A 25936-nucleotide genomic window follows, 5' to 3' on the forward strand; every position below is an offset into this window, starting at 1 on the left:
TGACTATATTATCAACTCGTCCATTTCACCTTTTTTATTTATGTTCAGCTAACCATTTAGACACTTTTTTCGCATCTTCACCTTGAATAAGTCCTGGTGACATTGAACCGCGGCCTTTTTTAATAATCTCTTCGATATCTGCAGCGTCGTACTTACCGCCTACTTTTCTTAAATCAGGTCCAGTTGCCCCTGATAAATCTGTTGCGTGACATCCCGCACAACTTCTTTGGAAAATTTGTTCTGCGCTGTCTGTACTTGCAGACTGTTTCGAAGACTTACTCTCTTCTTTATTTCCGCATGCTCCTAAAGCAAAAACAACCGATGTCCCTAGCGCAATAGCCAACAATTTCTTTTTCACTTCTATCGCTCCCCATTGTTGATATTCTTTTTATTCCTAACACACTCATTTTCATTATAAGCATTATCTTTATATAGAAAAACTAAGGTGTATTTCATATTCCTCAAAAATACAGTGAGAACCTTGATAAAATAAAGCTTTCATAAGTTGTTTCAATTCTGTGAACAACTTAAAAAACTTCTATAAAGCATCCTTTTTAAAAGGAAAATTAGAAAAGTTCTATATAAATCTTTACCATATTACCGCTCTATTTTACTATTCTCTACTTTTTACAAAACAATATACAGCATTGTAATCTACATATAATCCCATCAAAAAGAGAAGTTGTCGTTTCCAACTTCTCTTCCTCTTTACTTCATCTATAAAAATAAAATCAAATTCTTTATATCCTCTATTGTCCTCAGCATGCGCCAACAATTTCGTTGGCTTTTTTTCGCTTATTAGATGCGAGAACGTAAGTAAGCATCAATAAATGGATCAATCTCTCCATCCATAACAGCTTGTACGTTACCAACCTCCGTATTTGTACGATGGTCTTTTACAAGAGAATACGGGTGGAATACGTAAGAACGGATTTGGCTACCCCATCCGATTTCTTTTTGCTCTCCGCGAATTTCATCTAATTCTGCTTGTTGCTCTTCTAGTTTCTTTTGATATAATTTCGCTTTTAACATTTTCATCGCATGCTCACGGTTTTTAATTTGAGAACGCTCCGACTGACATGTTACAACCGTATTTGTCGGTGTATGTGTAATACGAACTGCTGAATCTGTCGTATTTACGTGCTGTCCACCAGCTCCACTTGCTCGGTACGTATCAATTTTTAAATCTTCTGTACGTACTTCGATTTCAACTTCATCATTGAACTCTGGTACAACTTCACAAGATACGAATGATGTATGACGACGCCCTGAAGAATCGAATGGTGAAATACGTACAAGACGATGTACACCTTTCTCTGCTTTTAAGTAACCGTAAGCGTTATGACCTTTAATTAATAAAGTTACACTCTTAATACCAGCTTCATCACCTGGTAAATAGTCAACCGTTTCTACTTTGAATCCGCGTTTTTCAGCCCAGCGTGTGTACATACGTAATAGCATAGAACCCCAGTCTTGTGACTCAGTTCCACCTGCACCTGGATGTAATTCTAAAATCGCATTATTTTTATCATAAGGATCACTTAATAGTAACTGAAGCTCATACTCATTCATTTCTTGAATTAAGCCTTTTACTTCTGATTCTAATTCCTCATGTAAATCTTCATCATACTCTTCTTTTAAAAGCTCATGCGTGATTTCTAAATTTTCGAACGTCTCATCTAACTGACGGAACTTTCCAACCATATCTTTTAACGCATTCGCTTCATTAATTACAGCTTGTGCGCCTTGTTGGTCATCCCAAAATCCTGCGCCCATCATTTTCTCTTCTAATTCTGCAATTTGTTTCTCCTTAGTAGGGAGGTCAAAGAGACCCCCTAAAAGCCGCTAATCGCTTAGCCATTTTCTCTAATTCCTGTCTAATTTCTACTAATTCCATTTCCTTCACCTCTATGTAATTGCTGTTACTTTCGTATGAAAACAAGGGAAACTCTCTCCACTTATTACGGAGAGAGTTTAATCCTTCTTAATTATACATTTTTGATATAAAAGTTTGCAAAACAGCCTAAGCTACCGTCCTATATTACTGAACGATACCACAGCAGTTTTTATATTTTTTACCGCTACCACATTTACATAAATCGTTGCGGCCCACTTGGTCACCTTTTACAACTGGCTTTTTCTTTGCTTCTTCGCCATCGCTAGAAGGATGAACAGCTTCACCTTGAACAACTTCTTGACGTTCTAAGTTTTGTTCAATTTCAGCTTTCATAATGTAACGAGAAATTTCCTCTTCAATAGAAGCAACCATTGACTCGAACATCGCGAATCCTTCCATTTGGTACTCACGAAGTGGATCGATTTGACCGTAAGCACGTAAATGAATACCTTCACGAAGGTGATCCATCGCATCAATATGCTCTGTCCATTTCGTATCTACAACGCGGAATACAACAACCTTCTCAAACTCACGCATTTGCTCTTCTGGCATAAGCTTTTCTTTTTCATTGTATCGCTCAATTAATTTCGCAATAATTGGCTCGCTCATTTCCTCAGGAGCAAGGCGACGTAATTCTTCTTCTTTTACATCTCCGTCTTGAAGAAGGTTTGTATTTAAGTAGTCAACAAGACCTTTAATGTTCCAATCTTCTTCAATTTCCTCTTGTGTATGAAGAGCAACAGCACGTTCTACTGTAGATTTCATCATACCTTCAATAATGCCGCGTAAGTTGTCAGACTCCATTACCTCTTGACGCTGTTTGTAAATAACTTCACGTTGCTGACGAAGTACATCATCATATTGCAGTAACTGCTTACGTGCATCATAGTTATTTCCTTCAACACGTTTTTGTGCAGATTCTACCGCACGAGAAACCATTTTACTTTCAATCGGCTGAGAATCATCCATACCAAGGCGGTCCATCATTGCTTTCATATTATCTGAACCAAATCGGCGCATTAATTCATCTTCCATCGATAAGTAGAATTGCGTAACACCAGGGTCCCCTTGACGACCAGCACGACCACGTAACTGATTATCAATACGACGACTTTCGTGACGCTCTGTACCGATAACTGCTAAACCAACGTTTTTCACATCGTCTCCAAGCTTAATATCTGTACCACGACCTGCCATGTTCGTCGCGATTGTTACAGCACCTTTCATACCAGCCTCTGCAATGATATCTGCTTCACGAGCATGGTTTTTCGCATTTAAGATGTTATGACGTACACCTTTACGCGTTAACATTTTTGAAATAAGCTCTGAAGTTTCAATTGCAACTGTACCTACAAGAACAGGTTGTCCTTTTTTATGACGATTTACAATATCCTCAACAACAGCATTGAACTTACCTTCCATTGATTTAAAGATTAAATCGGCACGATCATCACGAATAATCGGTTTGTTTGTCGGAATTACAATAACGTTCATATTGTAAATGTTACGGAATTCCTCTTCCTCTGTTTTCGCTGTACCAGTCATACCAGATAATTTTTCATACATACGGAAGTAGTTCTGGAATGTAATTGTTGCAAGCGTCATGCTTTCATTTTGAATTTCTACACCTTCTTTTGCTTCAATCGCTTGGTGTAATCCTTCGCTATAACGACGACCTTTCATAAGACGACCAGTGAATTGGTCTACAATTACGATTTCGCCTTCTTGTACAACATAATCTGTATCACGATGCATAACAACGTGTGCACGAAGCCCCTGATTAATATGGTGAAGAAGTGCTACATGTTTTAAATCGAATAAGTTTTCAATATGGAAAGCTTTCTCTGCTTTCGTAATACCATCTTCTGTTAGCATTACATTTTTCGTTTTCACATCAAATGAATAATCTTTTTCATTTTCTAACGTACGAACAAATGCATTTGCAAACATGTATAGCTCTGTTGATTTTTGAGCTTGTCCTGAAATAATAAGCGGCGTACGTGCTTCATCGACTAAAATAGAATCGACTTCATCGATAATAGCAAAGTGAAGTGGACGTTGAACGCACTGCTCTTTATATAAAACCATGTTATCACGTAAGTAATCGAATCCAAGCTCATTATTTGTGCTATACGTAATATCAGCAGCATAAGCCTCTTGTTTCTCTTCGCGTGACATACTATTTAAGTTAATTCCTACCGTTAAGCCAAGGAACTCATGAAGTTGTCCCATTTCGCTCGCATCACGTTGTGCTAAATATTCATTGACTGTAACAACGTGAACACCTTTTCCTGTTAAAGCATTTAAATATACAGGTAATGTAGATGTTAACGTTTTACCTTCACCCGTTTTCATCTCAGAAATATTCCCTTCATGTAAGGCAATACCACCCATTAACTGTACGCCATATGGACGCATTCCAAGAACACGAGTTGCCGCTTCGCGAACAACTGCAAAAGCTTCAGGTAGTAAATCATCTACTGTTTCACCTTTTGTTAGACGTTCTTTAAATTCAAGCGTCTTTCCTTTTAATTGTTCATCAGTTAGTGGCTTAATAGATGACTCTAATGCATCAATTTGCTCAACTGTCTTTTGCATACGTTTAATTTGGCGTTGATTTACATCAAACACCTTTTTTAAAATACCGATCATAGGAAATACGCTCCTCTTTTTATTAAAATAAAACTTCCGATTGTTTTTCTTTTTCTCTATTACAATCAGTCGTTATAAAAATCAAATGTATGTTATGCCAATTTTTCTCCTAATTAAAAAAACTAAAATGTATATACCTAATGATAATTGTAACACTTGTCTTATAACTATGACAACAATCGGCCGATTGTCTCGTTCTAAATTAAGAAAAGTTTTTTAAAAATCTATTTTCAGCAAAAAAAGCGCAGCCTCATTTGGCTGCGCTTTCGAATTATTATTTAGTTTCGATTAAACCGTATTTCCCATCTTTACGGCCATATACAACATTAGTTTCATTTGTATCAGCATTTGTGAAGACGAAGAAATTATGTCCTAGCATATCCATTTGTAGGATTGCCTCTTCAACGTCCATCGGCTTTAAATCGAATCGTTTTGTACGTACAAGTTCTAATTCATCTTCTTCTACCTCATCCAAAACAGCTACTGCTTCTGGAAGGATAAAGTTCGTTTTCATAGAACCTTTCTCACGTAACTTACGATTTACTTTTGTTTTATGTTTACGAATTTGTCGCTCAATTTTATCAACTACTAAATCGATAGCAGCGTACATATCGCTATTAGTTTCTTCTGCACGAAGTAATAAATCAGTAAATGGAATTGTTACCTCGACACGTTGCTTGTCAGAGTATACTTTTAAATTAACTTTAATCTCTGGGAATGTATCAAAATAACGCTCTAACTTACTTAGTTTTTTCTCTACATATTCCTTTAATGCTGGAGTTACTTCAATATTTTCACCACGAATGTTGAATTTCATAGATGAATTCCTCCTTTCAAGCCTATGTACTATAATTTCGACATTGGCTTAAAAACTCCTTCTAACTTTTTTAAAAAAATTAGTGGAATTGCGATTTTTTTATCGTTTTTTGTTGAAATGAAAAGATGCATCGTTTCTATCTTTATTTTATCCTATTAACATCGTGAATAACGAATATTTCTGTGGACAATTCGTTACAGAAAAGAAACAACTTTTTGACAACTTACCCTATAACAAAAACCCCTTGCGAAAAACAAGAGGTTCTACTACATATATATAACGTTGCCACAAACGCAGCTTTCTCTTCCAAAAACAATATACCCTACAGTTTCACAACATTAGCTGCTTGTGGTCCACGTGCTCCATCTACAATGTCAAACTCTACTTGTTGCCCTTCTTCCAATGACTTATACCCATCTTGTTGAATAGCAGAAAAATGGACAAATACATCGTCACCATCTTCACGCTCAATAAACCCAAATCCCTTTTCTGCATTGAACCATTTCACTCTTCCTTGCATGTTCATTCCATTCCCTTCACTCTAAAAATCAGGGTATTCGCCCCATATTTTGACTATAACGAATGACAACATATGAAGTCAAAGAAGACTTATCGTCTTTTTCTTATCCCTTTCGACACTGCCATATTAACTTCTACAAAGTGTCAAACTAGATACTTCCCTTGCCCCTCTTTCATATAACAAACTTCCGATTTGCCTAACTGTAATCCCTGTCGTATACACGTCATCAACGAGTAAAATATGTTGCCCAGAAAACATCTCTTCTCCCTGAAAATAAAAAGGATTGCTTCCTGACACCCTTTCTTTACGTGTCTTCTTACTTTGCTTTTCTGTTTCCCTTCTTCTTAATGATGGATAAGAAATTTTGACAGGCAAACAAGTTGCTAATAACTCAGCTTGATTAAAACCACGTTCAACTTCCCTTTCCTTACTAAGCGGAACAGCGATAACGGTTGAAACACTGGCAAAATACTTTTGAAATAAACTTCGAAAAGGACGATAAAAAATGTGCACTAACTCTGCATCCCCCCGAAACTTAAACTGCGCTACTATTTCTTTCATCTCATCATCATACATATATAACGAACGGTTTTTAAAAGAACGATACTTCTCCTCTTTCATCCACCTTATACAATCTATACAAATACCGTCTTCTTGAAATGAGGCAGGAACAAATTCTAAAGGTCGCCCACACTCCATGCAAATTTCTCCTATAATATAGGAAAGTTTCTGCTCACATCTATCACATATATATTTTCTATGACACTTTACAAAAAAAGTGTACCAACTAATCTTTTCTACAAAACACTCATCACAAAGTAAACAATGCATTAATTGATCATTCCTTGTTTTTTCGCATTTTTATTCATACCTTGAATATGTTTTTTCGCGCGCACCATCGCCTCTGTCTTGCCATAGTGAAAATAAATGACCTCTCCATACGGTGCTTCAAAGCTCCGCCCTGCTCGGCCCGCAATTTGTACGAGCGCACTTTCTGAAAATATTTCTTCTTCCGCCCCTAAAACTGCAACTTGCAAATTTTTCACCGTTACGCCTCGCTCTAAAATTGTCGTTGTAACTAATAATGGGATTTCTCCCTTTCTGAACGCTGCGACTTTCTCTTTTCTCATCGGATCTTCTGCATGTACCCCTTCAACTTTATTATGCAATGATTTCAATAACGAGCTTATTTCTTCTATATATCGTACATGGGGAACGAATAAAAAAACAGGATACTTTTTGTTTAAGTGCATCTTTAACCATTGTAGTAAAACTCGAGGAATTCTTTCACGGTTGAGGCTTTTCTTCCAATTTCCGCACCAGCAAAATAGAGGAACTGGCAACGGATGACGGTGATATCGTCCAGAAACAATAACACCTTTTTGTTCACCTTTTCTAAATTTTCGCTTCCACGTTTCATCTGGAGTCGCAGTTAAATAAATACGCGCCGCTTTTTCTTTCATCGCTTGTTTTACCGCGTACTGTAACATTTGATCTGCACAATATGGAAAAGCATCTATCTCATCTACAACCATGACATGAAACGCCCTATAATAACGCAATAATTGATGCGTGGTTGCAACGACTAGTACTGCATCTTTTTCTTTATCCACACTCCCTCCATATAAAGCCGCTACCTTTATATATGGAAATACTTCTTGTAATCTCGGTGCTAATTCCAGAACAACATCCGTTCTCGGCGTTGCGATACAAACTCTTTCTCCTTTTTGAAGCGCTTCGTTAATACCGTAAAACAACATCTCTGTTTTCCCAGCCCCGCAAGTAGCTAGTCTTGAATACCGAAAAAAATTCAGGACAAAACAAAAGAGCACAGCGTGTATATAAAGTGCGTCAACACTCTATATACCGTCCGCCTACTCTAATTAGGCAAACATTTGCTGTACTCTTACGGACTATTTTACAGTACGTAAGGGCTCCTTAGCAACAGTTTGCTTACACTTGGCATTCTGTTGCTTTTTTGTTTCCCAAAAGGGGACATATAATATGAAGAAACAAGGTATTACAATCATTGCAGGTAATGAAACATACGAAAACCTAGCAACATTTAAAACAGTCGATGAATTAAATAAGACTGTTCGTGCATACAAAGAGAAATTTGCAAATCAGTTAAATAAAACTCAATTAGCTGTATTGAATCACTTACACAACTATTCTTCTAAGTTCTTTGGTGTATCTTTTAGAACGAAAAAACACATTGCTGAAGACCTTAATATTAGCCGTAGAACGGTTATTAGAGTATGCCTACATTTAGAGTCTCTAGGTATTATTAAACAGCTAAAAATGAAGCGTAAAAGCGATATGAAACAAACAAGTAACGCAATTGTTATTCAGCAAATCATTGTGGAAGAACAGGTTGTCACACAAGCTCCTGCAAAAAATAAAGAAAAGTGTCACACCAATAAAACAACTACTAAAACCTTAAAACAAAATATAAAAGATATAAACAAACGTAATAGTAATGAGAATAGCAATACTCCAGAAGAGAATATTGAACAAGCTGATTTTGTTGCTCACTGGGTACCAGAACGTTTTATTTCTTTAGTTAGCTCTTTTTATAGTGAATCTAAAACAATTCAAGAACTGTGGAAGGTCGTAAGACAGTGTAATAAAGTGACAAATTTCTCTACTGGTGATAAAGCATTTACTAAAGACCAGGAACTTACTATTGGATTAACAGCTATTAAAGAATTTGTTATGAAAATTAAAGCCGGAGCAAAAATGAATAAGGGTAAATTCGCTTATTTCAACGGAATTGTAAATAACTTAATGGACAAGTTTTACTTTGATAGTGAGTTTATGGGAGTATAATTTCCCGACAAAAAACGAACAAGTGTTTGATTTATTCTCAACATCTTGGTATTATATGGTTAGATATTCCATACATAAAGTGAGGTATACATCATGAAACCATTAACCAATAGACAAGCTCAAATTTTAACTTTCATCCAAGAAAAAGTAATAGAAAATGGATATCCTCCCACTGTTAGGGAAATATGCCAAGCGACTGGACTTGCTTCTAGTTCCACAGTACACGGGCATTTACTACACTTAGAAGAGAAAGGATATATTCAACGAGATCCATCCAAGTCACGCACAATCAAAATTTTAAAAGGAGGACTTATATGATAACGAACCAGGTAGCATACGACAAAAAATTATTAGGAAACAAAATCGAAGAAACATTTGAAGAGGTTAGTTCTTTGTTAAGGACACTTGATACAGATAAAACTATGTTTATTATGGGCGAATGGCATGCTTTTAATGACTTCTGGTCAAAAAACGCTGACCTAACAAAAGTTTCTTTAGAAAAAACTCAAGAACGTCTTAACCAAGTAACGGACTTACTAGAGCGAGTCAAAAGTTTCTAAAAGCAAATTTACAAAATGTAATATTTACAGTTGTTGCATGAAATTGGTATGATTTAGGTATTATACCAATGTTGATTTTAAGGAGTGGATTTTTTGTTAAACGCATTAGAAGTGATACTATTTTTAGTATCTATTGTGTCAATTATCGTTCTAATTATAGGTTTATTAATACCTAAAATTGTATTAAGAGGAGAGAAGATTAATCGTTTACAAGTAGTGAAAGTTTATCTTTCTACAGCTCTAATTTCATTTATTGTATGCATGGTTTGTATTAATTTAAATCCAGATCACAAAGGCTCTAACAGTCAAGCCAAAAAGACAGTTGCTACAACTACTTCATCTAGCCAATGGAAGAGTAAAATTACAGAGATAGCTTCAAATGATAAAACTCCAAATGAAAAATTTGATGAAATTAGTAAATATGCTCATAATTATAAACCCACTAAAGATGAAATTAAGACTTTTGGAGATGAAATCATCAAAGAATATACAAATAAAACATATATTAAAGACGTATCTAATCATGAATACATGCTCACGAATATCTTTAAATCTGAAGTTGTTGAGAGAAATGCATCCGAAAAGCCATTAAAAGATTTCGCTTTCGACTTTTGGCAAAACTCTAAATACAATTATCGTGGTGTAGAAAATACAACAAGTAGCGCAACACAAGCGAATGAACACCAAATGGATAAAGCTTTAAATAAAATGAACAAATAGTGGAGGGAGTTTTTCATGAGTTATGATACGATTGCATCGTTACAACGTATGCAACAATTAGAGCAAGCTCAAGCTGCAAATGGGAAACGTATAGTGTTAAAAAGAGTTTATGAGTCAGATAAAATTTCTGCTCTCATTATCGTTCTTTGTATTTTAGCTATCCCAGCGACAATGTGTATATCCCTTTTAGTTGGGTTAATTATCTATTACATTAGGGAATTCAAACGCACGACCTACCTGGTTAAGAACGTTGCTACTGGAGAAAAATTCAGAGTTGATAAACAAGACTTCCAACAATATAAGAGGAATTTCAAGAAGAAGGAAAAACAAGTTAGAAGAATATCGGACTTATAAAAATATAAATTTAGCGGTGATCATATTGCATAGAAAAGGTATATTCAAAAAAAATACTTATCAAGTAATAATGTTAGAAGCCGATTCAGATCAAAAATCAATTCAAATTACTCAAGAATATTTCAAAACACAGAGCATAAATGAAATTAAAATGACTCATGATGAATATATTAAAATGGAGAAATTAGTCAATGAATGTGTTGATAATTCTTTAAGGAAACAATATGAATCAAATCCTAATAATATTTTTGGGAAATGGGGCCACATCTAGTCGACGATGAAAAAAGAATTGTCAAAGTGACAGATAATAAAAATCGAAATTTATCTGTGCAAATAACTAATACACATGTTGTAAATGTAATCGAGACTTTGAAACACGAAAATCAAAGTTTTGTTCTAAAAATAAACTTTGACGAACTTAAAGATATTTTTAGGAAACTCTACTACTTTTTTAATATACTCAATAAAAAAAGCCGACTCACTTAAGAGCCGGCACTTTTTATATTTACTATTTAATTTCTACATAAATAAGAACTAGCTGTAATATAAAACCCATTACCTTTACTATTCTTCACTTTATACTGCTGCGAGCCATTTACAGATACTTTATCAAGGATTGTAAATCCTAATCCTTCATCCACAGTTCCTGCAACATCTCTATCAGCCCAGGAAGGTTTTGAATAGAATCGTAAGTCATTCGCTTTAGAAACCACACACTTACTTATGATAGAAGTATCCACTATACTTTTCATAATTGTATCCATATTTCATATACGAATGCAACCATACCAAAAACATTCCATCTAGTTCACCAACTCAGTATACTTTCTTGCATATTACAACCATTTGACTACATAGACTCATACTGCGTGAGGAAAACATCAACAATTTTCTTTACCCCAAAGAGTACCTTCTCCTCACTCTGAAGGCGCTCTTTATTGTGACATTCCCCGCACCTCACCGTCGTTCGATGAGGCAACTACAACATATAATTTTCTTTTTATCATTTTACAAATGATAATATTTCCCTACAAATTTAGTAATAGATTGAAAAGCATTTCTTGTATCAAAAATAATTTTCGCATGATTAGCAATCTGCTGATATTCAAAATCTGTATGATCTGTAGCTAAAAGAACCAATTGAGCGTTCTCAATTAATTCTATAGTATAAGGTACCGTTTCATGCTTTTTTTTATTTACTTGGTATGTCTCCACATAAGGGTCACATACTAAACATTTTACTCCGTACCTATCTAAAATCTCTATCACTCGCAAAGAAGATGATTCTCGCGTATCCCTAACATCTTTTTTATACGCGACTCCCAAAACCACAATCGTATTATTTTTCAATATTTCTCCTGCTGTATTCAGAATTTCAATCATTCTATCCACAACATATTGTGGCATGTTGTCATTGATTGCTCCTGCTGTTTCAATCATCCTTGCAGCATAATTGTGCTCCCTTATCTTCCAGGATAAATAATGCGGATCCACNGGCTGACTTCTCGCGGCTAACCATTTTCGACTGTACCGTTAGTACATCCGCAAGACCTCCCAGGGTAAGACAACTATCTTTCCTCTTTTACTCGCCTGATTTACTCTACAAAGTTACGCACATCTTTTTGGACTTTAACTTGTCATGGAGTCTCATCCCTTTATAAAGCCTTCGTATCAGATTTCTGTTCGTCGAGCCAAGATTTTATTTCACGCTTCCTCCAGCCCTTACCTCACGGTAAGTACCTTGCGCTTCCTTAGTGGTTGGCCGATGTGTACCCCCACAGTGGACTTTCACCACCTAGATAGTTGCCATGCCTGGCACACATAAAAAAGCCTGCTTATGCACGCTCGATTTCTGATATTTAAATTAAAAAGTTCATTGCAATATGAATTGTATTTCCACTTTGAACACCATTCACAAAAATCCCACCGTCACTTTTTACTGTAACTTCGCAAGCTGTCGGTACACCACCGTATGCCAGTGCCGGAAAAGCAATGTTCTGTACAGGTCTAAATCCAACTGGAAGCGTCGCGAAAACTGTGGTGTTTGCTGGGTTTCGAACGGAACCAATTACAGTAATCTGTTCCCCACTTCTCTTGTACTTCAAAATTCTATCAGCAACATTTTCTACAGCAGTTGTTTGAAGAGTAATCCATCCAGTATCGGTTGCTTGTTTTACTGTACCGTCAGTCCGAAATTCCACCTTTTTGGACCAATCCCATGTATCCCCTTGAGATACTGTGGACGGGGCAAAAATTAGTTCTCCCTGCGTCCCTTTATGAATAACTGTTTTAAAAGAACGACTTCCTAAAACAATTGCATTATCGCTCTTAAATTCGGTTAGCCCTGTTATAATATCACCTGTTTTCTTAACTAAGTTAGTGTTAGCGCTGATAATAAATTCCTTCTTATCTGGCGAATACACAAAAACGTTTAAATTACTATTAATCCTATCTTCTAAAAAGACGGTACCATTTTTAGCGAATGCTAATGAAATTAACTCCTTATTTCCGTCAGTAGATGTTAACCTCTTAAGTGCTATAGCGGTATCTAACTTCAAGTCACCTGACATTGTGTCCCCGCTTTTCTTAACAACATCCATAGTATTTAATTTCCTCTGCAACTCATCTATCGTCTTCTTAAGAGTTTCAAAATCAGAAATGTAATTTTCTATTTTAATATTTCCTTCTTTCACATCACGCCTTAATACAATACGAATGTCTGGTGTACTCATTCGCTCATTACTTTTTTCCATAACAAAATAAGCTGTCCAATCATCCGATTTGGAAACAGCTTGAGATGTAAACGCATATGAAAATATGCCATTTTTGGCATCAACTATTTGAGCGTCATCTCGAATGAATACCCCTGTATGATTTGTCGCTTCATATTTAACTGCATATCCTGTTAAATCCACATTCTGCCCTTTTTCTCTTACGTATACAGTAAGATTTAATCCGTTTTTATCATTTTGTCGAGAACGAATTGTTTTTGTAAACACAAGATCTGCTAAATCTATAATAATTTCCTCGTTTCGCATGATTACACCTCTCTCTACCTTGTTCTTTTCACACGTCTAGACGGTCTTTTCTGACGCTTCACTCTGTTCCTATGTTTTATATTCCCTTTAGGTTGTATTGGCTCTAATTCTTTCAATCTAGCCTCCGTTTTGATTACATGTTCTTGTAATGCACTAATTCCTTGCGAAAGCATCCCATATAAACCGACTCCATTTTCCTCTGCTTCTTTCGGAATCACTAGACCATAATGTGTAGGAATTGCCTCTGTAGTAATTGTCGGCTCTCCTTCTTTACGATTCATACGCATCTCATACAGTTTTGGAATATCGGTTTTCAAATTGTATTGTTTAATTTCCCATTCCATTACCTTTTCAAGTGCGCTGAATGCAATAGGACGTATATTGGTTTTATACGTTTCTTTTGAAGAAACTTTGAAGTCAGAAGCGATTATTCCTTGATAATATGACCCAAGAGCCGTTTTCACTTGTATATAACCATTTTCGTAACTTGAATTTCGTATCATCGCATTTGGAAGTATGATATCTGTATCCCCTCCGGATGAAGTCCCAATACTTGCAATCCAATTGTCATTCCGATAAAAGCGGAACTGATCTTTGACTTTAAACCTCATATCACTTTGAGCATCTAAGACAATCATTTTGTCAGCATCAAGCATTGCATTCCCCGTCTGCGAAAAGTATAAAGAAGCTGCATTTAAGTACCCATTGCCATCGAGTCCTTTTGTAATTCCTATTCCACCAGACTTAACACTTGTATCCGAGAATTGGTATACCATAATAGAACCATTTGCTCCTGTGGAATCGGAATCCCCACCTAAAATAAAAGTTGGCTGTATTTCATTTCTACTATTTTTATAATATCCAATAAAGGCTCGAACTTTCGAAGACTCATACAGACGAATGAATTGTTTAGAGATATTTACATAATTAGCTGAATTGGATGTCTTTAAAGTTGATCCTGTTATTTCCCCGCCTTGCACAAGATTCCCACTTAGTATCCCAGCAGTAATAAAATCAGCAACAATTCTTCCGTCACTTGTAATGGCAGTTCCATATGGTCCATTCACACCTGTGGAAGAATACCCTAATCCATTCAAGTTCCATTGCCAAACCTTTTTCGCACTCTTTTCATCTTTCGTATCCATAATTAAAATACGATCTGGATAAACGCGGACATGTCCTCCGAATCCTGAATTAATAAGGCTTGTAGCATTTGCTTTTGCTGCATCCAAAATAGAGCCTGGCATATTGGACAACTCTTCTTGTACCAGATCAACCCTACCGGAAACATCCGTAAAGGATTCTTTGAAGTTACCAATGGTTATATCCAGATACTCTTTTTTTATTGGATCATATTTATACGCAATTACCTTCGCCTTTATATCAATACCATCTTCTTGATGCTCAACCGTAACCGTATCTGCCATATAAACACTTTGTAAATGCTTATAATCCTTATACTCTTCCGTTTGTGATAACTCCTGAAACTTAACGTTATACGTTGCTTTAGGCTGGTCAACCTTTTGAATAGCAAACATATCCTTAGCTGCCTGTCGTAATAACCTATATGCTTCTTCTAATGGAACTGCATCTTCATCGTCAGCATTTTCACCAATAGCTGCTTTAATATGTTTAAATTCAACCACTTTGATTTTAGGATGAGGATACTTATTTATAAGTGGGCTATCCACATACTTTTCAGGAAGAAATAACCCATCAAACCCTTGTGGCATGATTCTAGTTATGGAACTTTTCCAATCCACATTACCTTCATAACCTAATAAATCTTTTTTATGACGAATCACTACCCCACGATTCATACCACGATTTTGTAGCATCTTCACATCAAAATTATCTCGTTTTAATTCGCCACCCCAACGATTAACAAATGAATTGTCTTGACTAGAATCCAATAATGCTTCCACAGGATTTTTTCGGACAATACGTGCACTTGCTATCTTTGGTACATCTGAATAAAACTGAAAAGGATGCTTGTATTGGCATCCCGCTGACATACGATTCATAGCTCCATTACCATTTGTTGTTTCAGCAAAAATATCTTCAATCAGATTTTCTGTTAAGTCATAAAAAATGTGATAACATTGCGCTGTAACCTCACCCATACTGACTTTAGGAGCTGCCACTCGAAATAGTTGTTCACCATCCGGAGTTGGAACTTTAATGATACTCATTCCCTCTATTTCCAGACCATGCGGCGCAAACAATGGATAACTAAATGAAAATAAAAATAAACCATTGAGTTCTTCCTCAACAGTTGCGTTATAAATATTTTTATCTAAAGCCCCTATACCATTGTGTGTAAAATCAGTCTCATTTGGTTTATATAAAGTAATCATTTATATCTCCACCTAGGTCGAATTTCCATAAATTGAATTGATCCTGACCACTCTATTTTATTTTCTCCCACGTTGAATATAGGGAACTTCCCGACCATTTTATTATTCATTGCTATTGTATCCGTATATGCTTCAAGTACTTCTGAGTCTATGACAACAGAACCATTCACATCTTTTATTTGAAAAGATACGTCATTGATTGTTATCCGGAAAGTACCATTTCCCACAATCCATAACTTAGGATCAGATTCAATTGTACCTGGATTATAAATTACACCTGGTTTGGTAAGGTTTAGGTTTACATCTTCTGTATATTCAAAAGGATCTAGAGTGAGATCCACTTCAAATTCACCATGTTCCTCAATTTCAGTTACAATGTCTCCCATTTCAACATGTTTAATCTTTCGATGTACATCGTCATCTGTAAAAAAGAGTGTTTCTCCCTGTAATAACCAAGGTTTTGCACGTCTTATGAAAGGCTTAATGTTCTCTGTCTCTAACATATTGAATTTCACTTTAAAAGGGACATTTTCATATGCCCCTTTCTTTGTGAGCGAGCCATGTCTCCCTGGTATTTCTATATGTTCTACTTTTTGTTTTGCAGTTGGAATCACTGGACGACCTACTAAGCCTAATCCGTAACTACTTGCTAATTCATTATCAATTCCTATATCCAACAATTTAAGTCGCCCTCCCTATTCCTATTTTTGAATTACGTCCTTTTTGAGCAAGCGCATCATCTATTTTTCCAACCATACGGTCGATATCACGATCATCTCTCACTGAAGGATTATAAATATTAACTACAGTTGGTTCAGTAGACATCGTTGCTGCAATTCCCTCACCAATTGCGCCTAATGTCTTTTTATTGAGTGGTAAAACTGCTTCATTTCCAGCTTCTCCTGCACCTTGTAACTGACCATTACTCATTCCAAAAATCGTAGGCTTAGTAAAAATACCACCTTTTGCACGCCATTGTATACCAATACCAGAAGGGTACGTAATATCTTTACCTAAAACATTTTTTGTACTAGTCTCTAAACTAAAGTGTGGCATTTTAGGCATTTCTGGTTTCGGAATCTTTAATTTCAAATCACTAAAGAATCCTTTGATTTTATCTATAAATCCTTGCACCTTGTCTACAGCATCTTTAATTGGATCAATGATAAATCTCTTTGCAGCATCAAATTTTTCTTGAGCTGCATTTTTAACTGCGTCAAATTTTTCCCGTGCTGTGTTGTACATATCATTAAATTTCTCTTTTGCGGAATTATAAGCAGAAATAACAGGATCAATGATATATTTATAGACTAGCTGCCATGCTGCAAGCGTATAAGATTGGATTTTTGCCCAATTCCCTAATATCCAATTCGCTAAATCATTCAGTTTTTCTTTCGTTGCATTCCACAATTCTTGAACAGGTTGAATGACATATTGTTTTACTAAATTCCATGCTGCGGAAGTGTATGATTTCACTGTTTCCCACTGTGAATTTAACCAGGAAACTAGCTCACCAAGCTGTCCTTTACACCAGTTATAAGCTTCAGTAATCGGATCAATAATGTACTTACTTATGGCAGCCCATGCAATTTGTGTACCCGCCTGTATTAGTAGCCATCCCGCTTCTAAAACCGTAGAAATTAACGAAATAACCGGATCTAAGAATGTAAGTATGGAATTCCAAGTTTCTTCCCAACTTTGTTTCAGTTGCCCCCATAATTCAGATGCTGTTTCAACCAAAGAAGACCATAAAGAAGATGCTGCATCGACAATTCCGGACCATAAATCACTAAAAAACTGACCTATGGGGTCAAAGAAACTATGCATCATCTCTGTAAATGAGGCCCACGCCCCCGAGAAAAACTCTGAAATAGAATCCCATGCATCACTGCATGTTTGTCCAATACTATCCCACAATTCGCCAAACCAATCTTTAAATTCAGACCACTTTTCAGAAAGCCAATCGGTTATTGCCCCCCAGTTTTTTATCAACATGATGATACCAGTTATCACCAAGGAGACTGCTGCAATCGTAGCTATCACAGGTAAAAACGCAAGATTCAACGCACCAAATGAAACAGCTAGAGCTGCCACAATTGGAGTTAGAATAATAAATGCGGTGCTCAATGCACCCATCACTATTAAAAGCGTTTGATCAGCCTCAGACAATTTACTAAACCAATCCATTACAGATTTAATCCCATCAACTATTGGAGGTAAAATATCTTTAGCTAATTCTGCAAATTTCTTTCCAAGTGGTTCTAACGCAGCCTGTGTTTCTCTTAATGCTTTTTGAAATTGTTGCCCCAAAGATTCTTCCTGAAGTTTCTTCATTTCATCCATACGTCCAGTTACATCACCAAGACCACCATGTACATTATTTAAACTAAGTACAGCTTCAGCACCCATGTCTTCCCATTTCACGCCAAATAAAGCAACACCAATCTGGTTTGCTTTTACTTTGTCATCCATCTTTTGAAGATCGCCTAACACAGTATTGAATACATCAGCTGCGGTTCCCTTTCCTTCATTAAATGATTTCCATACTTTTTGTGTCTCTTCAGATAAATCACCGAATCCTTCTGATACACCTTTCGAACCATCTTGTACACGGATTCCAAATTCTTTCACAAGATCATTGATATAGTCTAAGTTATACGAACCGCTTTTTGTTCCATTTGCTAAAATCGTAAACATTTCTTGAGCACTAAAACCACCTTGTTTGAATAAAGGCGCATATTCAGAGAGGTTATCAAATAACTCGTCTGAATAATTTAGACCTTCTTGAGCACCTGCAGCAAGTAAATCAAATGTTTCTTGTGTAGATAAACCAAATTGACTCATCAACTGCCCTGCACCACGAGTCGCTTCATTCAGATCTACATCGTACACTTTTGCAAGTGTTAAAACATCCTCTGATGCCATTTGCAACTCATTATATGGAACATCTCTCATGTTTTGATAAACTTTTATAAGCGCATTGTCTACCTCTTCAAGATTTTCACCAAAACCTTTTTTCCAAGTATCAACAGCAATCTTTTGAAGATTTTCTGCACCTTTCCCAGTCAATCCTAATGACGCCTGAATTTTCCTCTGCGATCCATCAAACTCTATTGCTGTATTTACAATCGACTTTCCCATTTCAATTAACTTTTCAGATATTCCTTGTAGGACTTCAGCGGCTTCCATTAAATTGTTCATATCAAGTTTCTTATTTATTTCCGCCATACCATCCGCAGCTTGTGAACCGCTTCGCCCAACACTTTGTAAGGAGTTTTCGAATTGCTTTAATGTAGTTTTTGCTTGGTTTAATTTAGTCTCAAGTTGCTGCACTTCAGTAGAGTTCTCACCATACACACGCTTTGCGGCACTTAATTGTTGTTCTAAATTGTGGACGACCCTATCAGTCATTTCCATTTGCTGACGTAGTTGTTTCTGCGCTAATTCCAACTTATCCGCTTCACTAGCATTTTGACCTAATTCAGCATTTTGAAGTTTGAAAGAGCTTGTTAATTTCTTTTGTTCCGCTTCAAGCTTTTTAGAATTCTCTTGTAAATCCAGTAAAGTACCACGTGCTTCTCTCGCTTCAATGGCTTGCTGCGAAAGACCTTCGTTAACTCTTTTCATTGCGCTATCAAGAGAGGTTTCAGCACGCTCTGCATCAAGCAATTTCCCATACATTTTATTGAGTTGTTCGGCGGTTGTACTTGTATCCTTGGACATCGCTTGATACTCAGAACGTAACATAGCGGTCCGCTTCTTGGCAGCTTCCATTTGAATTTCAAGCTTTTTCTTTTCAGCTGCTAACTTATCAGTCATAGTGGCATCTTGGCCCATTGCTGCAATATGATTTTTATATTCCTTGGCGGCATTATTCATAACCATATTAATTTGCTTTAAGGTCTGAGCATACTGAACTTGTCCATCCATTTTAAAATTAAGAACGACGTTTCTTTCTTTACTATTCCCTGGCATTATTTTCTCACCTCATTTCTCAATAAAATGGTGTTTGATCTAATGTGTAGATTTGCTTTGTTTTTTGTTCATTCAATGCATCTGGATAGTTGTACCTGAGATGCATAATGTATTGTTTTAAAAAATGATTAGGCGTGATTTTCCAAAAATCATCCATACTTAAACCGAGCAACGTATTACCAACATAAAAATAAAAATCCCAGTCCAATTCAGACTGAGATTCCTCACTTTTAGTCAGTATGTTTTTTACTTTTTTTCTTGCTTCAGCTTCTCCATATCAGAATTCTGGAAAGTTTGTCCACTGAAAATTTCGGATACGACTATGAAAATATCAGGCAAATCATTCATTGGAATAGCACCTTTAATTTCATCCAATGTACATTCTGTACCACCACTACGTACCATTGCGTAAATTAATGCACGCATCAATTTCGCTTCATTTTTCCCTAAGCTGAATTGACCTTTCACCAACATACCATTCATTTCTTGCTCAAACTTTTGATATGGTGCTCCATAAGCTTCTTCTACATAAGGAAAGGATTCAAAAGTAAAAATAACAGGGATATCTACACCCTGTACCTTAATGCTATTTCTAGTTATATTTACATTCACTAAATCACTTAAACGTGCCATCATATCACTCCTTATTTTCCTGGTGTTGTTGTTCCACCAAGTTGTGTTAATTGAGATTCATCACAAATGACTTGTTTTAGGAAATCTTCAACTTTAATTCCTTTTGCTTCTGGATCACCAGTATCTAATTCAGCTTGTGTTACATCATTAAATAACAATGGATCTGCTGTAATTGTGTAAGCAATGTCATCAACAGTCATCTCTTCATTTTGTGTTTTCCAAGATTCCTCTATTGGTGCAACTGTACATTTCGGATACCAACGTAATACCTTTGTTCCATCATTCAGTGGAAATACAACACCAACTGCAAATTTTGGATATGCCTTTGCTTTTGCGGTTTCAAAAGATACACCTTTCTTACGTGTTTTAGCAAAGATTTTATCTTTTACTTCACGGTTTAACCCAGCAAGGTTAAATGCTAGTCCAAACGCTGTATTTTTAACAATATTAATGATTTTTTTGTTAGATGCCCACTTTGTGAAATTAGTAGATGTTGTGGAAATCGTTAAATCAGAAATGTTAGTTTGTCTATAAACCATATCCTCATAAGTTGGTAAAGCATTAGATGTCTCATTACCTTTCATCATGCATAAATATAAATCTTCAATCCCTACGGAGTATTGAATTTCTTGATTTTCAATTGGCATATATATCATCCTCACATTCTATCTATTATTTTTTGTGCCATAATATCGGCAACTTTATCGCCTTCTGCATCAAATGTATTTTGAACAAAGTGTTTTCCCTTCACACGACCCTTACCATTTGCTTTTTTATGGCCATGTTCAACTAAATACCAATACCAGGCTTTATCTTCAAATTCCACAGACACTCGATCATTTTTTATGACAACCTTTAGACTATCTCTTAAATGTGTTCGCTTATTTTTATTAGATGCTTTGATTTTTGGTTTTAATTTACTCGCAAAATACTTTGCTGCTTCGTCTAGTACATCCAGTTCGACCTTTTTATTTACTCGTAATAACGTATTGATATCTTCTAAAGCTTCAGCAAAGCCATTGTTATTTGAAGTCATTACTGGATACACCTCACATACGTTATAAACTGTGTGATAGTGTCATCGTTCTCGTCATAACCCATTCCATCAAATTGAGAATAAGAAACGCCTGCTTCGTTAAAAACATCCTTTAAAGGTTCATAGTCTTTTTCAGTACCATTTGTAATGACTGCAATTTGATACAGTGGCATAGACTTTAAAACTTTATTAGAAGCCCGTTTATGCTGTTCATTCACAAATTCATACACAATATAAGGATATTTTGCTGTTGTAGGAGCTTTATCTCGATAAACTGGAATACCAGATTTTTTCATGATGTCTCGCAATTCTTGAAAGCTAATTTGCATAAGATAATGACACCTCCATCATCCGGTCTTCTTCTTTTACATAAATGCGCTCAATATCGTAAATACGACCACCAACTTTTACACGGTAATCTTTTTGATTGTTTTCAATCTCTCGATCAATACGAACTTCAATTTTCTTTACAATTTCATTCGTATCTTTGGTTGTGAATTTATCAGTGGCTGTAACTCCAATGTTGTTATATTTCATGTTACGAACTTTCGGATATCCCATCACAACACGGTCTGTTTTTGGATCAATGGACTCTCCTAATTTAAGTAGTTCTCCCATCCATCTAAGTTTATTTGTCTGTCTCTTCATCGACAAAAACCTCCTGAACAAAGAACGGTGTTAAAGCATCAAGAGCTTGTTCTAATTCTTTTTCAGCAATCCTGTAATCATAGTAAATACCGGCGACCATAATAATTAAATACTCGGTCTGCTTGCCTGTCGCATTCTTTACATAAGTCTTTGCTTGAGTGATATAAAAAGAGAGCATGGTTTCATCCATACCCTCTTCCCAATGAATATGAGATTTTAATTTCTCAATTAACTCTTCCATATTAAGCTCCAGTAGAAGCTTTTAAAACATACTTATAAACCGGAACTTCGAATGGTGAATGGATGAGTTGCGCATCTAGTAAGTTCCAGATGCGGAAACCTACACGGTTTGTACGTGAGAATAACTCAACTAGTTTTTGGACTTCTAATGATCCAATGACATCTTGAATATAGAATTTAGAAAAGTCACCAAAATAGAATACTGGTGTATCTGGTGAGTCAGGAATGTCAATTGCATCTTCTTCCTCAACAGGGAAGCCTAATAGCGTATAGCCAATTCCACCTTCCGCTTGATTAAATGGACGAAGTAATGGGAAACCATCATCTGTTTTCATTGTTTCAATTTTTGTTAGTGCTGCTGTATTTAATACCCATCGTGCTTTTTTACGTACTTCTTTAACAGGTGTATTTTTCATTTTTACTAATGCATCATAAAGATTTTTTTCATCTGTTTTAAACTCAACAGCTTTCTTTGCTAATGCACCATCATTGATGTTATTCGCTTCATCACCATTTACCATATATTGCGTTTCTTTACGAACATAAGCTTTTTTCAGCTCGTCCATTACGATTTGTTCAATTGGCAAACCAGTACGTGCCAATAGCTTTTTCGTTACTGTAGCAAGTGCATCAAATTCTGTTGGTGATAGTTCGATTTCATCGAACTCAATATCTGTTTCTGGAATTTCATTATTTGTTCGCTCATTTTTATGACCTTGAGCTTCTGCCTTTTTAACTAAAACAGGATATTTAATATTTTCTTTTGTTTTTACCCCTGTCCCTAATCGGCGTAAGAAGTTTTCTTCCTGAGCATACGTAATAATTTCTTTACTTAAGAAATCTGGAATCGTAACAGAACCATTACCCGTAACTAAACCTAATGCACGTGCTTCCGTTTCATCAATGTTACCTACAATGTAGTTCGCAAAAGCTGAACGAGTTTCCTTTTCTTTGTTTTTAGTAGATTTATGACCTTTAGTAGAAAGGGCGGTTGCGATAGATGCTGAAATAGCTGAACGTTGTTCTTCTGAAAGTTCCGTTTTAGTATCCGGATTTTCTTTTGCTGCTGGATCTTCTTTTTTCTCTGGATCATCATCTTTCTTTTTGTCTGGATCTTCTTCTTTTTCTTTCTCTTCTAATTTCGCAATTTCATCAGCAAGAGTTTTCGCTTCTTCTGTTAGTGCTTCTACTTCAGCCTTAACTGCTGCTAATTCTTCTGAACGAACTTCACCTTTCTCTACTTTCCCTTGCAATTCTGCTAATCGAGCTTTATTTCGTACTTGAGATGCTTTTAAGATTTCTTTTAAGTTCATGTTAATTTTCCTCCAGGACTTTTTTTATTTGTTTAATAATGTTGTTTCTTTCTTCTGTATCATCTTCCACAACAGTTTTTACGGCTGCTTCTTCACTTCTCATTTCAATCATGGCTGTATTTTCGCCCCTGGTTTCAATGGAAGTGGCAACATAGGCTGGTGTCATATCCAAAATAGAAACTTCTAAAAGTTCCAGTTCTTCAATAGATCGTTTTTGAACACCAGATTCACCTTCTTCCCATGAATCTTTTTCGGAAACAAAACCAAATGACCAACCACGCAATTCTTTATTTCTTGCCTTTTCAATTACTTGTTCATCTGTAACTGTAGCAATGGCTCTTAAACCAATATTGTCTTCATACAATTCCAAATTGCCATTTTCAATAGAACCAAGCTTTCTATTTTTGTTGTGATTAAAAAGCAAGTCCACATTCTTTGCTTTATTCAATGCTTTCTCAAACGCTTTTGGAACAATTCTTTCCTTGAAATATCCCCTCGGAGAAGGCAACATTCGACTTTCTCTGTCCACAACATTTACATAACCATCAAGTATGACTTGATTCCCTCGGACCTCAATTTTCATTCTCTTCACCTCCTCCCAATGAACCATCTGATGCCTCTTTCTTGCCGATTTCAGTTACATCATTTGAAATATAAATGGCCTGTGATTCCTTTGTATTTTGTTTAGGGAATCCAAGCATATCGGCGACATTATCAGGTGAAGTAATGGCTGTACGCACAAGGTTGTAACCAATATTCGTTTTGTTGCTATAAGTGACAAAATCAAGAATATTAATCTTAAATTTGATACGTTTCCCTGAATTTTGGCCATAAAAAAGAAGACTCAAATGGTCTTCAAAATTTTTCATTATTGGTCTCACTGCTTTGTTGTGGATATACATCATCGCTTTTTCAATATCTTCTTTGATTAACTCTGTGTATGTGTCTACATTTATGCCTAAATACTTACCTAAATCTTTTTTATATACATTTAGGTATGCTAGGGTCTTTTCATCGTCTAGCGGGCTTTTAAGTGTGTCTATTGAATATCCTTTTCCAAGAGGAATCATTTTTACAGACCTTGATTCATCAATTGATTCCAGTTGATCTAAAATTGCATTGATTAACTTTGACTGTGCACCATTCTGTGGATTGATATGAGCATCCAAATTTAATAAGAACGCTAATAGTCCACCCTTTTTATATTTGTCAGTCAGTGTTTTCTCGGCTGACATAACACCCTCAAGTGTATCTCTTCCCAAGTCAAGAATACCTTTTCCTCTTAAATGATCTGCACCAATATTTTTTACATGCCGAATCATAAATGGAGGAATCTCATGACCACCAATATTGAAATGCTCTACCAAATTATCATCTAACTCTGTAAAAACATTTGAAGCTAGATGTATTTGATTGCCGTTTAATATCGGAAATGTTTCTCCCTCGAGTAAATAAGTATTCGTCATTAATTTAATGAATTCAGATTGTGTAAGATAGTTGTTAGGATTCCTTAAGATTTGAAGTGCAATATCATCTTTGATTTCATTACCAAATTCATCTTCCACAACAATATCAGCCAATACCATTTGATTACTAATATCTTGTAGCAACTCGTAAACGTCGCTAGATTGTAAGATGTTTGAATCCGTAACATACACACCGCCATAACGAATGCTTTTTCCTAAAACATCATCAAGATAGCCACGTTTTTCAGCTTTTTTAAACAAATAATTTGAAAATCTATCCCTTAAACCCAATTTCTCACCGCCTTTCAATTAACGAACATTAAATGGATCCTAATCAAGTTTTTGTTCGTGTAATTTACACTGCAAACGATATCCCTCTAGATGCCAAATTTGATTCTTGATACGTTCCTCGCAAATCTTTGCTCCCATGTAATAATCGTAGTTTTGTGGATCTACACAAGCTGAATGTTCTATAATGATAAAACCATTCGGAAGCTGACAAGAAACAACTGTACATTTATTAAATATGGTAGAGAATTCTTTTTTTGATTTCGCAAAAATTTGATCTACTTGTTCCTGTGTTACTATATTTTTCATTACTCAATAACCTCCCAGTCTTCCGCTAATGCATCTGAAGTACTTGGAGCCCACATTGCATGCGTTCCATCCGCACAACGTAATTGTAAGTATGGTCTCACTTTAAAAAGATCGCCTTCATTTAATCCCCATGCTTCAGCGGTTTGTTTATTACAAGGAATTCCCTCTGGATATCCTTTTTGATAAACAACAAACATGTTTTTACCATTCCAACCTCTTCGTGCAATTTTTTCACCATTTTTAACTGCTTCAATTGCTTGGCCAAAATTCATTTCTCATTCACT

Annotated in this window: 27 protein-coding genes and 3 pseudogenes; 5 read left to right on the plus strand and 25 right to left on the minus strand. The window is 35.8% G+C overall.

What is annotated here, in order from left to right; translation table 11 throughout:
* Nucleotides 1-34 precede the first annotated feature (34 nt).
* From cccB to comFA, 7 genes and pseudogenes are all read right to left on the minus strand, one after another.
* Complete coding sequence (gene cccB / locus V6946_RS27495) at nt 35-358, minus strand: cytochrome c551 (RefSeq protein WP_366981906.1); 324 nt, start codon at nt 356-358, stop codon at nt 35-37.
* A 440-nt stretch (nt 359-798) separates the two neighbouring features.
* Nucleotides 799-1897, minus strand: a protein-coding gene (prfB, locus tag V6946_RS27500) for a peptide chain release factor 2 (RefSeq protein ID WP_096001716.1) whose coding sequence is annotated in 2 segments (ribosomal slippage) — nt 799-1824 and nt 1826-1897 — 1098 coding nt in all. Because the reading frame shifts where the segments join, the coding sequence is not laid out codon by codon here.
* A 144-nt stretch (nt 1898-2041) separates the two neighbouring features.
* The gene (secA, locus tag V6946_RS27505; RefSeq protein WP_000579387.1) at nt 2042-4549 is read right to left on the minus strand and encodes a preprotein translocase subunit SecA; all 2508 of its coding nucleotides are present in this window, start codon (nt 4547-4549) and stop codon (nt 2042-2044) included.
* Nucleotides 4550-4823: 274 nt separating this feature from the next.
* Nucleotides 4824-5366, minus strand: a complete 543-nt coding sequence (gene hpf, locus V6946_RS27510; RefSeq protein WP_000671186.1) for a ribosome hibernation-promoting factor, HPF/YfiA family — start codon at nt 5364-5366, stop codon at nt 4824-4826.
* 322 nt (nt 5367-5688) lie between these two features.
* Nucleotides 5689-5886 (minus strand): cold shock protein CspC, encoded by a 198-nt coding sequence (gene cspC / locus V6946_RS27515; protein ID WP_001990088.1) that lies wholly within the window; start codon nt 5884-5886, stop codon nt 5689-5691.
* Nucleotides 5887-6012: 126 nt separating this feature from the next.
* Nucleotides 6013-6717: a ComF family protein gene (locus V6946_RS27520; protein ID WP_006926665.1), complete on the minus strand. Its 705-nt coding sequence runs from the start codon at nt 6715-6717 to the stop codon at nt 6013-6015.
* Nucleotides 6717-7673, minus strand: a pseudogene (comFA, locus tag V6946_RS27525) (ATP-dependent helicase ComFA); the annotation flags it as partial. The pseudogene comFA and the gene V6946_RS27520, both read right to left, overlap by 1 nt.
* A gap of 217 nt (nt 7674-7890) precedes the next feature.
* On the opposite strand from comFA, the gene V6946_RS27530 reads away from it, so the two are divergent.
* The 5 genes and pseudogenes from V6946_RS27530 to V6946_RS27550 all read left to right on the plus strand — a co-directional run bounded on the left by V6946_RS27530 (nt 7891) and on the right by V6946_RS27550 (nt 10349).
* The gene (locus V6946_RS27530; RefSeq protein ID WP_406622154.1) at nt 7891-8715 is read left to right on the plus strand and encodes a helix-turn-helix domain-containing protein; all 825 of its coding nucleotides are present in this window, start codon (nt 7891-7893) and stop codon (nt 8713-8715) included.
* Between the two features lie 93 nt (nt 8716-8808).
* Nucleotides 8809-9015: pseudogene (locus V6946_RS27535) on the plus strand (helix-turn-helix domain-containing protein); the annotation flags it as partial.
* A 14-nt stretch (nt 9016-9029) separates the two neighbouring features.
* Nucleotides 9030-9275: a hypothetical protein gene (locus tag V6946_RS27540; RefSeq protein WP_406622155.1), complete on the plus strand. Its 246-nt coding sequence runs from the start codon at nt 9030-9032 to the stop codon at nt 9273-9275.
* A gap of 93 nt (nt 9276-9368) precedes the next feature.
* Nucleotides 9369-9995 carry a hypothetical protein gene (locus V6946_RS27545; protein WP_088114432.1) on the plus strand — a complete coding sequence of 209 codons (627 nt, stop codon included), beginning with the start codon at nt 9369-9371 and terminating at the stop codon, nt 9993-9995.
* 15 nt (nt 9996-10010) lie between these two features.
* On the plus strand, nt 10011-10349 hold the full coding sequence (locus V6946_RS27550) for a hypothetical protein (RefSeq protein ID WP_406622156.1): 339 nt from the start codon (nt 10011-10013) through the stop codon (nt 10347-10349).
* 508 nt (nt 10350-10857) lie between these two features.
* On the opposite strand, the pseudogene V6946_RS27555 reads toward V6946_RS27550, so the two are convergent.
* The 18 genes and pseudogenes from V6946_RS27555 to V6946_RS27640 form a co-directional block, all read right to left on the minus strand.
* Nucleotides 10858-11071: pseudogene (locus V6946_RS27555) on the minus strand (N-acetylmuramoyl-L-alanine amidase); the annotation flags it as partial.
* Nucleotides 11072-11357: 286 nt separating this feature from the next.
* On the minus strand, nt 11358-11843 hold the full coding sequence (locus tag V6946_RS27560; protein WP_406622157.1) for a UDP binding domain-containing protein: 486 nt from the start codon (nt 11841-11843) through the stop codon (nt 11358-11360).
* Nucleotides 11844-12208: 365 nt separating this feature from the next.
* Entirely contained in the window at nt 12209-13387 is a 1179-nt protein-coding gene (locus V6946_RS27565) for a BppU family phage baseplate upper protein (RefSeq protein ID WP_406622158.1), read from the minus strand.
* A 14-nt stretch (nt 13388-13401) separates the two neighbouring features.
* Complete coding sequence (locus tag V6946_RS27570; protein WP_406622159.1) at nt 13402-15744, minus strand: phage tail spike protein; 2343 nt, start codon at nt 15742-15744, stop codon at nt 13402-13404.
* Nucleotides 15741-16424 carry a phage tail domain-containing protein gene (locus tag V6946_RS27575; RefSeq protein ID WP_078187915.1) on the minus strand — a complete coding sequence of 228 codons (684 nt, stop codon included), beginning with the start codon at nt 16422-16424 and terminating at the stop codon, nt 15741-15743. Before V6946_RS27575 ends, V6946_RS27570 begins: the two co-directional genes overlap by 4 nt.
* A 1-nt stretch (nt 16425) precedes the next feature.
* Nucleotides 16426-19719: a phage tail tape measure protein gene (locus V6946_RS27580; protein ID WP_406622160.1), complete on the minus strand. Its 3294-nt coding sequence runs from the start codon at nt 19717-19719 to the stop codon at nt 16426-16428.
* A gap of 19 nt (nt 19720-19738) precedes the next feature.
* Nucleotides 19739-19927 carry a hypothetical protein gene (locus tag V6946_RS27585; RefSeq protein ID WP_088114440.1) on the minus strand — a complete coding sequence of 63 codons (189 nt, stop codon included), beginning with the start codon at nt 19925-19927 and terminating at the stop codon, nt 19739-19741.
* Between the two features lie 38 nt (nt 19928-19965).
* Complete coding sequence (locus tag V6946_RS27590) at nt 19966-20352, minus strand: hypothetical protein (RefSeq protein WP_406622161.1); 387 nt, start codon at nt 20350-20352, stop codon at nt 19966-19968.
* A gap of 11 nt (nt 20353-20363) precedes the next feature.
* Nucleotides 20364-20999: a phage tail protein gene (locus V6946_RS27595; RefSeq protein WP_088114442.1), complete on the minus strand. Its 636-nt coding sequence runs from the start codon at nt 20997-20999 to the stop codon at nt 20364-20366.
* 11 nt (nt 21000-21010) lie between these two features.
* Entirely contained in the window at nt 21011-21388 is a 378-nt protein-coding gene (locus V6946_RS27600) for an HK97-gp10 family putative phage morphogenesis protein (RefSeq protein WP_406622162.1), read from the minus strand.
* Nucleotides 21388-21717 carry a hypothetical protein gene (locus tag V6946_RS27605; RefSeq protein ID WP_088114443.1) on the minus strand — a complete coding sequence of 110 codons (330 nt, stop codon included), beginning with the start codon at nt 21715-21717 and terminating at the stop codon, nt 21388-21390. The genes V6946_RS27600 and V6946_RS27605 overlap by 1 nt, the downstream gene beginning before the upstream one ends.
* Complete coding sequence (locus V6946_RS27610; protein ID WP_140163709.1) at nt 21707-22036, minus strand: head-tail adaptor protein; 330 nt, start codon at nt 22034-22036, stop codon at nt 21707-21709. The genes V6946_RS27605 and V6946_RS27610 overlap by 11 nt, the downstream gene beginning before the upstream one ends.
* Entirely contained in the window at nt 22017-22277 is a 261-nt protein-coding gene (locus tag V6946_RS27615) for a head-tail connector protein (RefSeq protein ID WP_088114445.1), read from the minus strand. Before V6946_RS27615 ends, V6946_RS27610 begins: the two co-directional genes overlap by 20 nt.
* 1 nt (nt 22278) lies before the next feature.
* Nucleotides 22279-23589 carry a phage major capsid protein gene (locus V6946_RS27620; RefSeq protein WP_088114446.1) on the minus strand — a complete coding sequence of 437 codons (1311 nt, stop codon included), beginning with the start codon at nt 23587-23589 and terminating at the stop codon, nt 22279-22281.
* Nucleotide 23590: 1 nt separating this feature from the next.
* Complete coding sequence (locus V6946_RS27625) at nt 23591-24172, minus strand: HK97 family phage prohead protease (RefSeq protein WP_118415346.1); 582 nt, start codon at nt 24170-24172, stop codon at nt 23591-23593.
* Entirely contained in the window at nt 24162-25346 is a 1185-nt protein-coding gene (locus V6946_RS27630) for a phage portal protein (RefSeq protein ID WP_406622163.1), read from the minus strand. Before V6946_RS27630 ends, V6946_RS27625 begins: the two co-directional genes overlap by 11 nt.
* A 39-nt stretch (nt 25347-25385) precedes the next feature.
* On the minus strand, nt 25386-25652 hold the full coding sequence (locus V6946_RS27635; RefSeq protein ID WP_088114449.1) for a Gp49 family protein: 267 nt from the start codon (nt 25650-25652) through the stop codon (nt 25386-25388).
* Nucleotides 25652-25924, minus strand: a complete 273-nt coding sequence (locus V6946_RS27640; RefSeq protein WP_088114450.1) for a DUF2829 domain-containing protein — start codon at nt 25922-25924, stop codon at nt 25652-25654. The genes V6946_RS27635 and V6946_RS27640 overlap by 1 nt, the downstream gene beginning before the upstream one ends.
* Between the last annotated feature and the right edge of the window lie 12 nt (nt 25925-25936).

It is taken from the genome of Bacillus sp. PPSBB_2 (genome assembly GCF_045291115.1).
In the GTDB taxonomy this organism is placed as follows: Bacteria; Bacillota; Bacilli; order Bacillales; family Bacillaceae_G; genus Bacillus_A; species Bacillus_A cereus.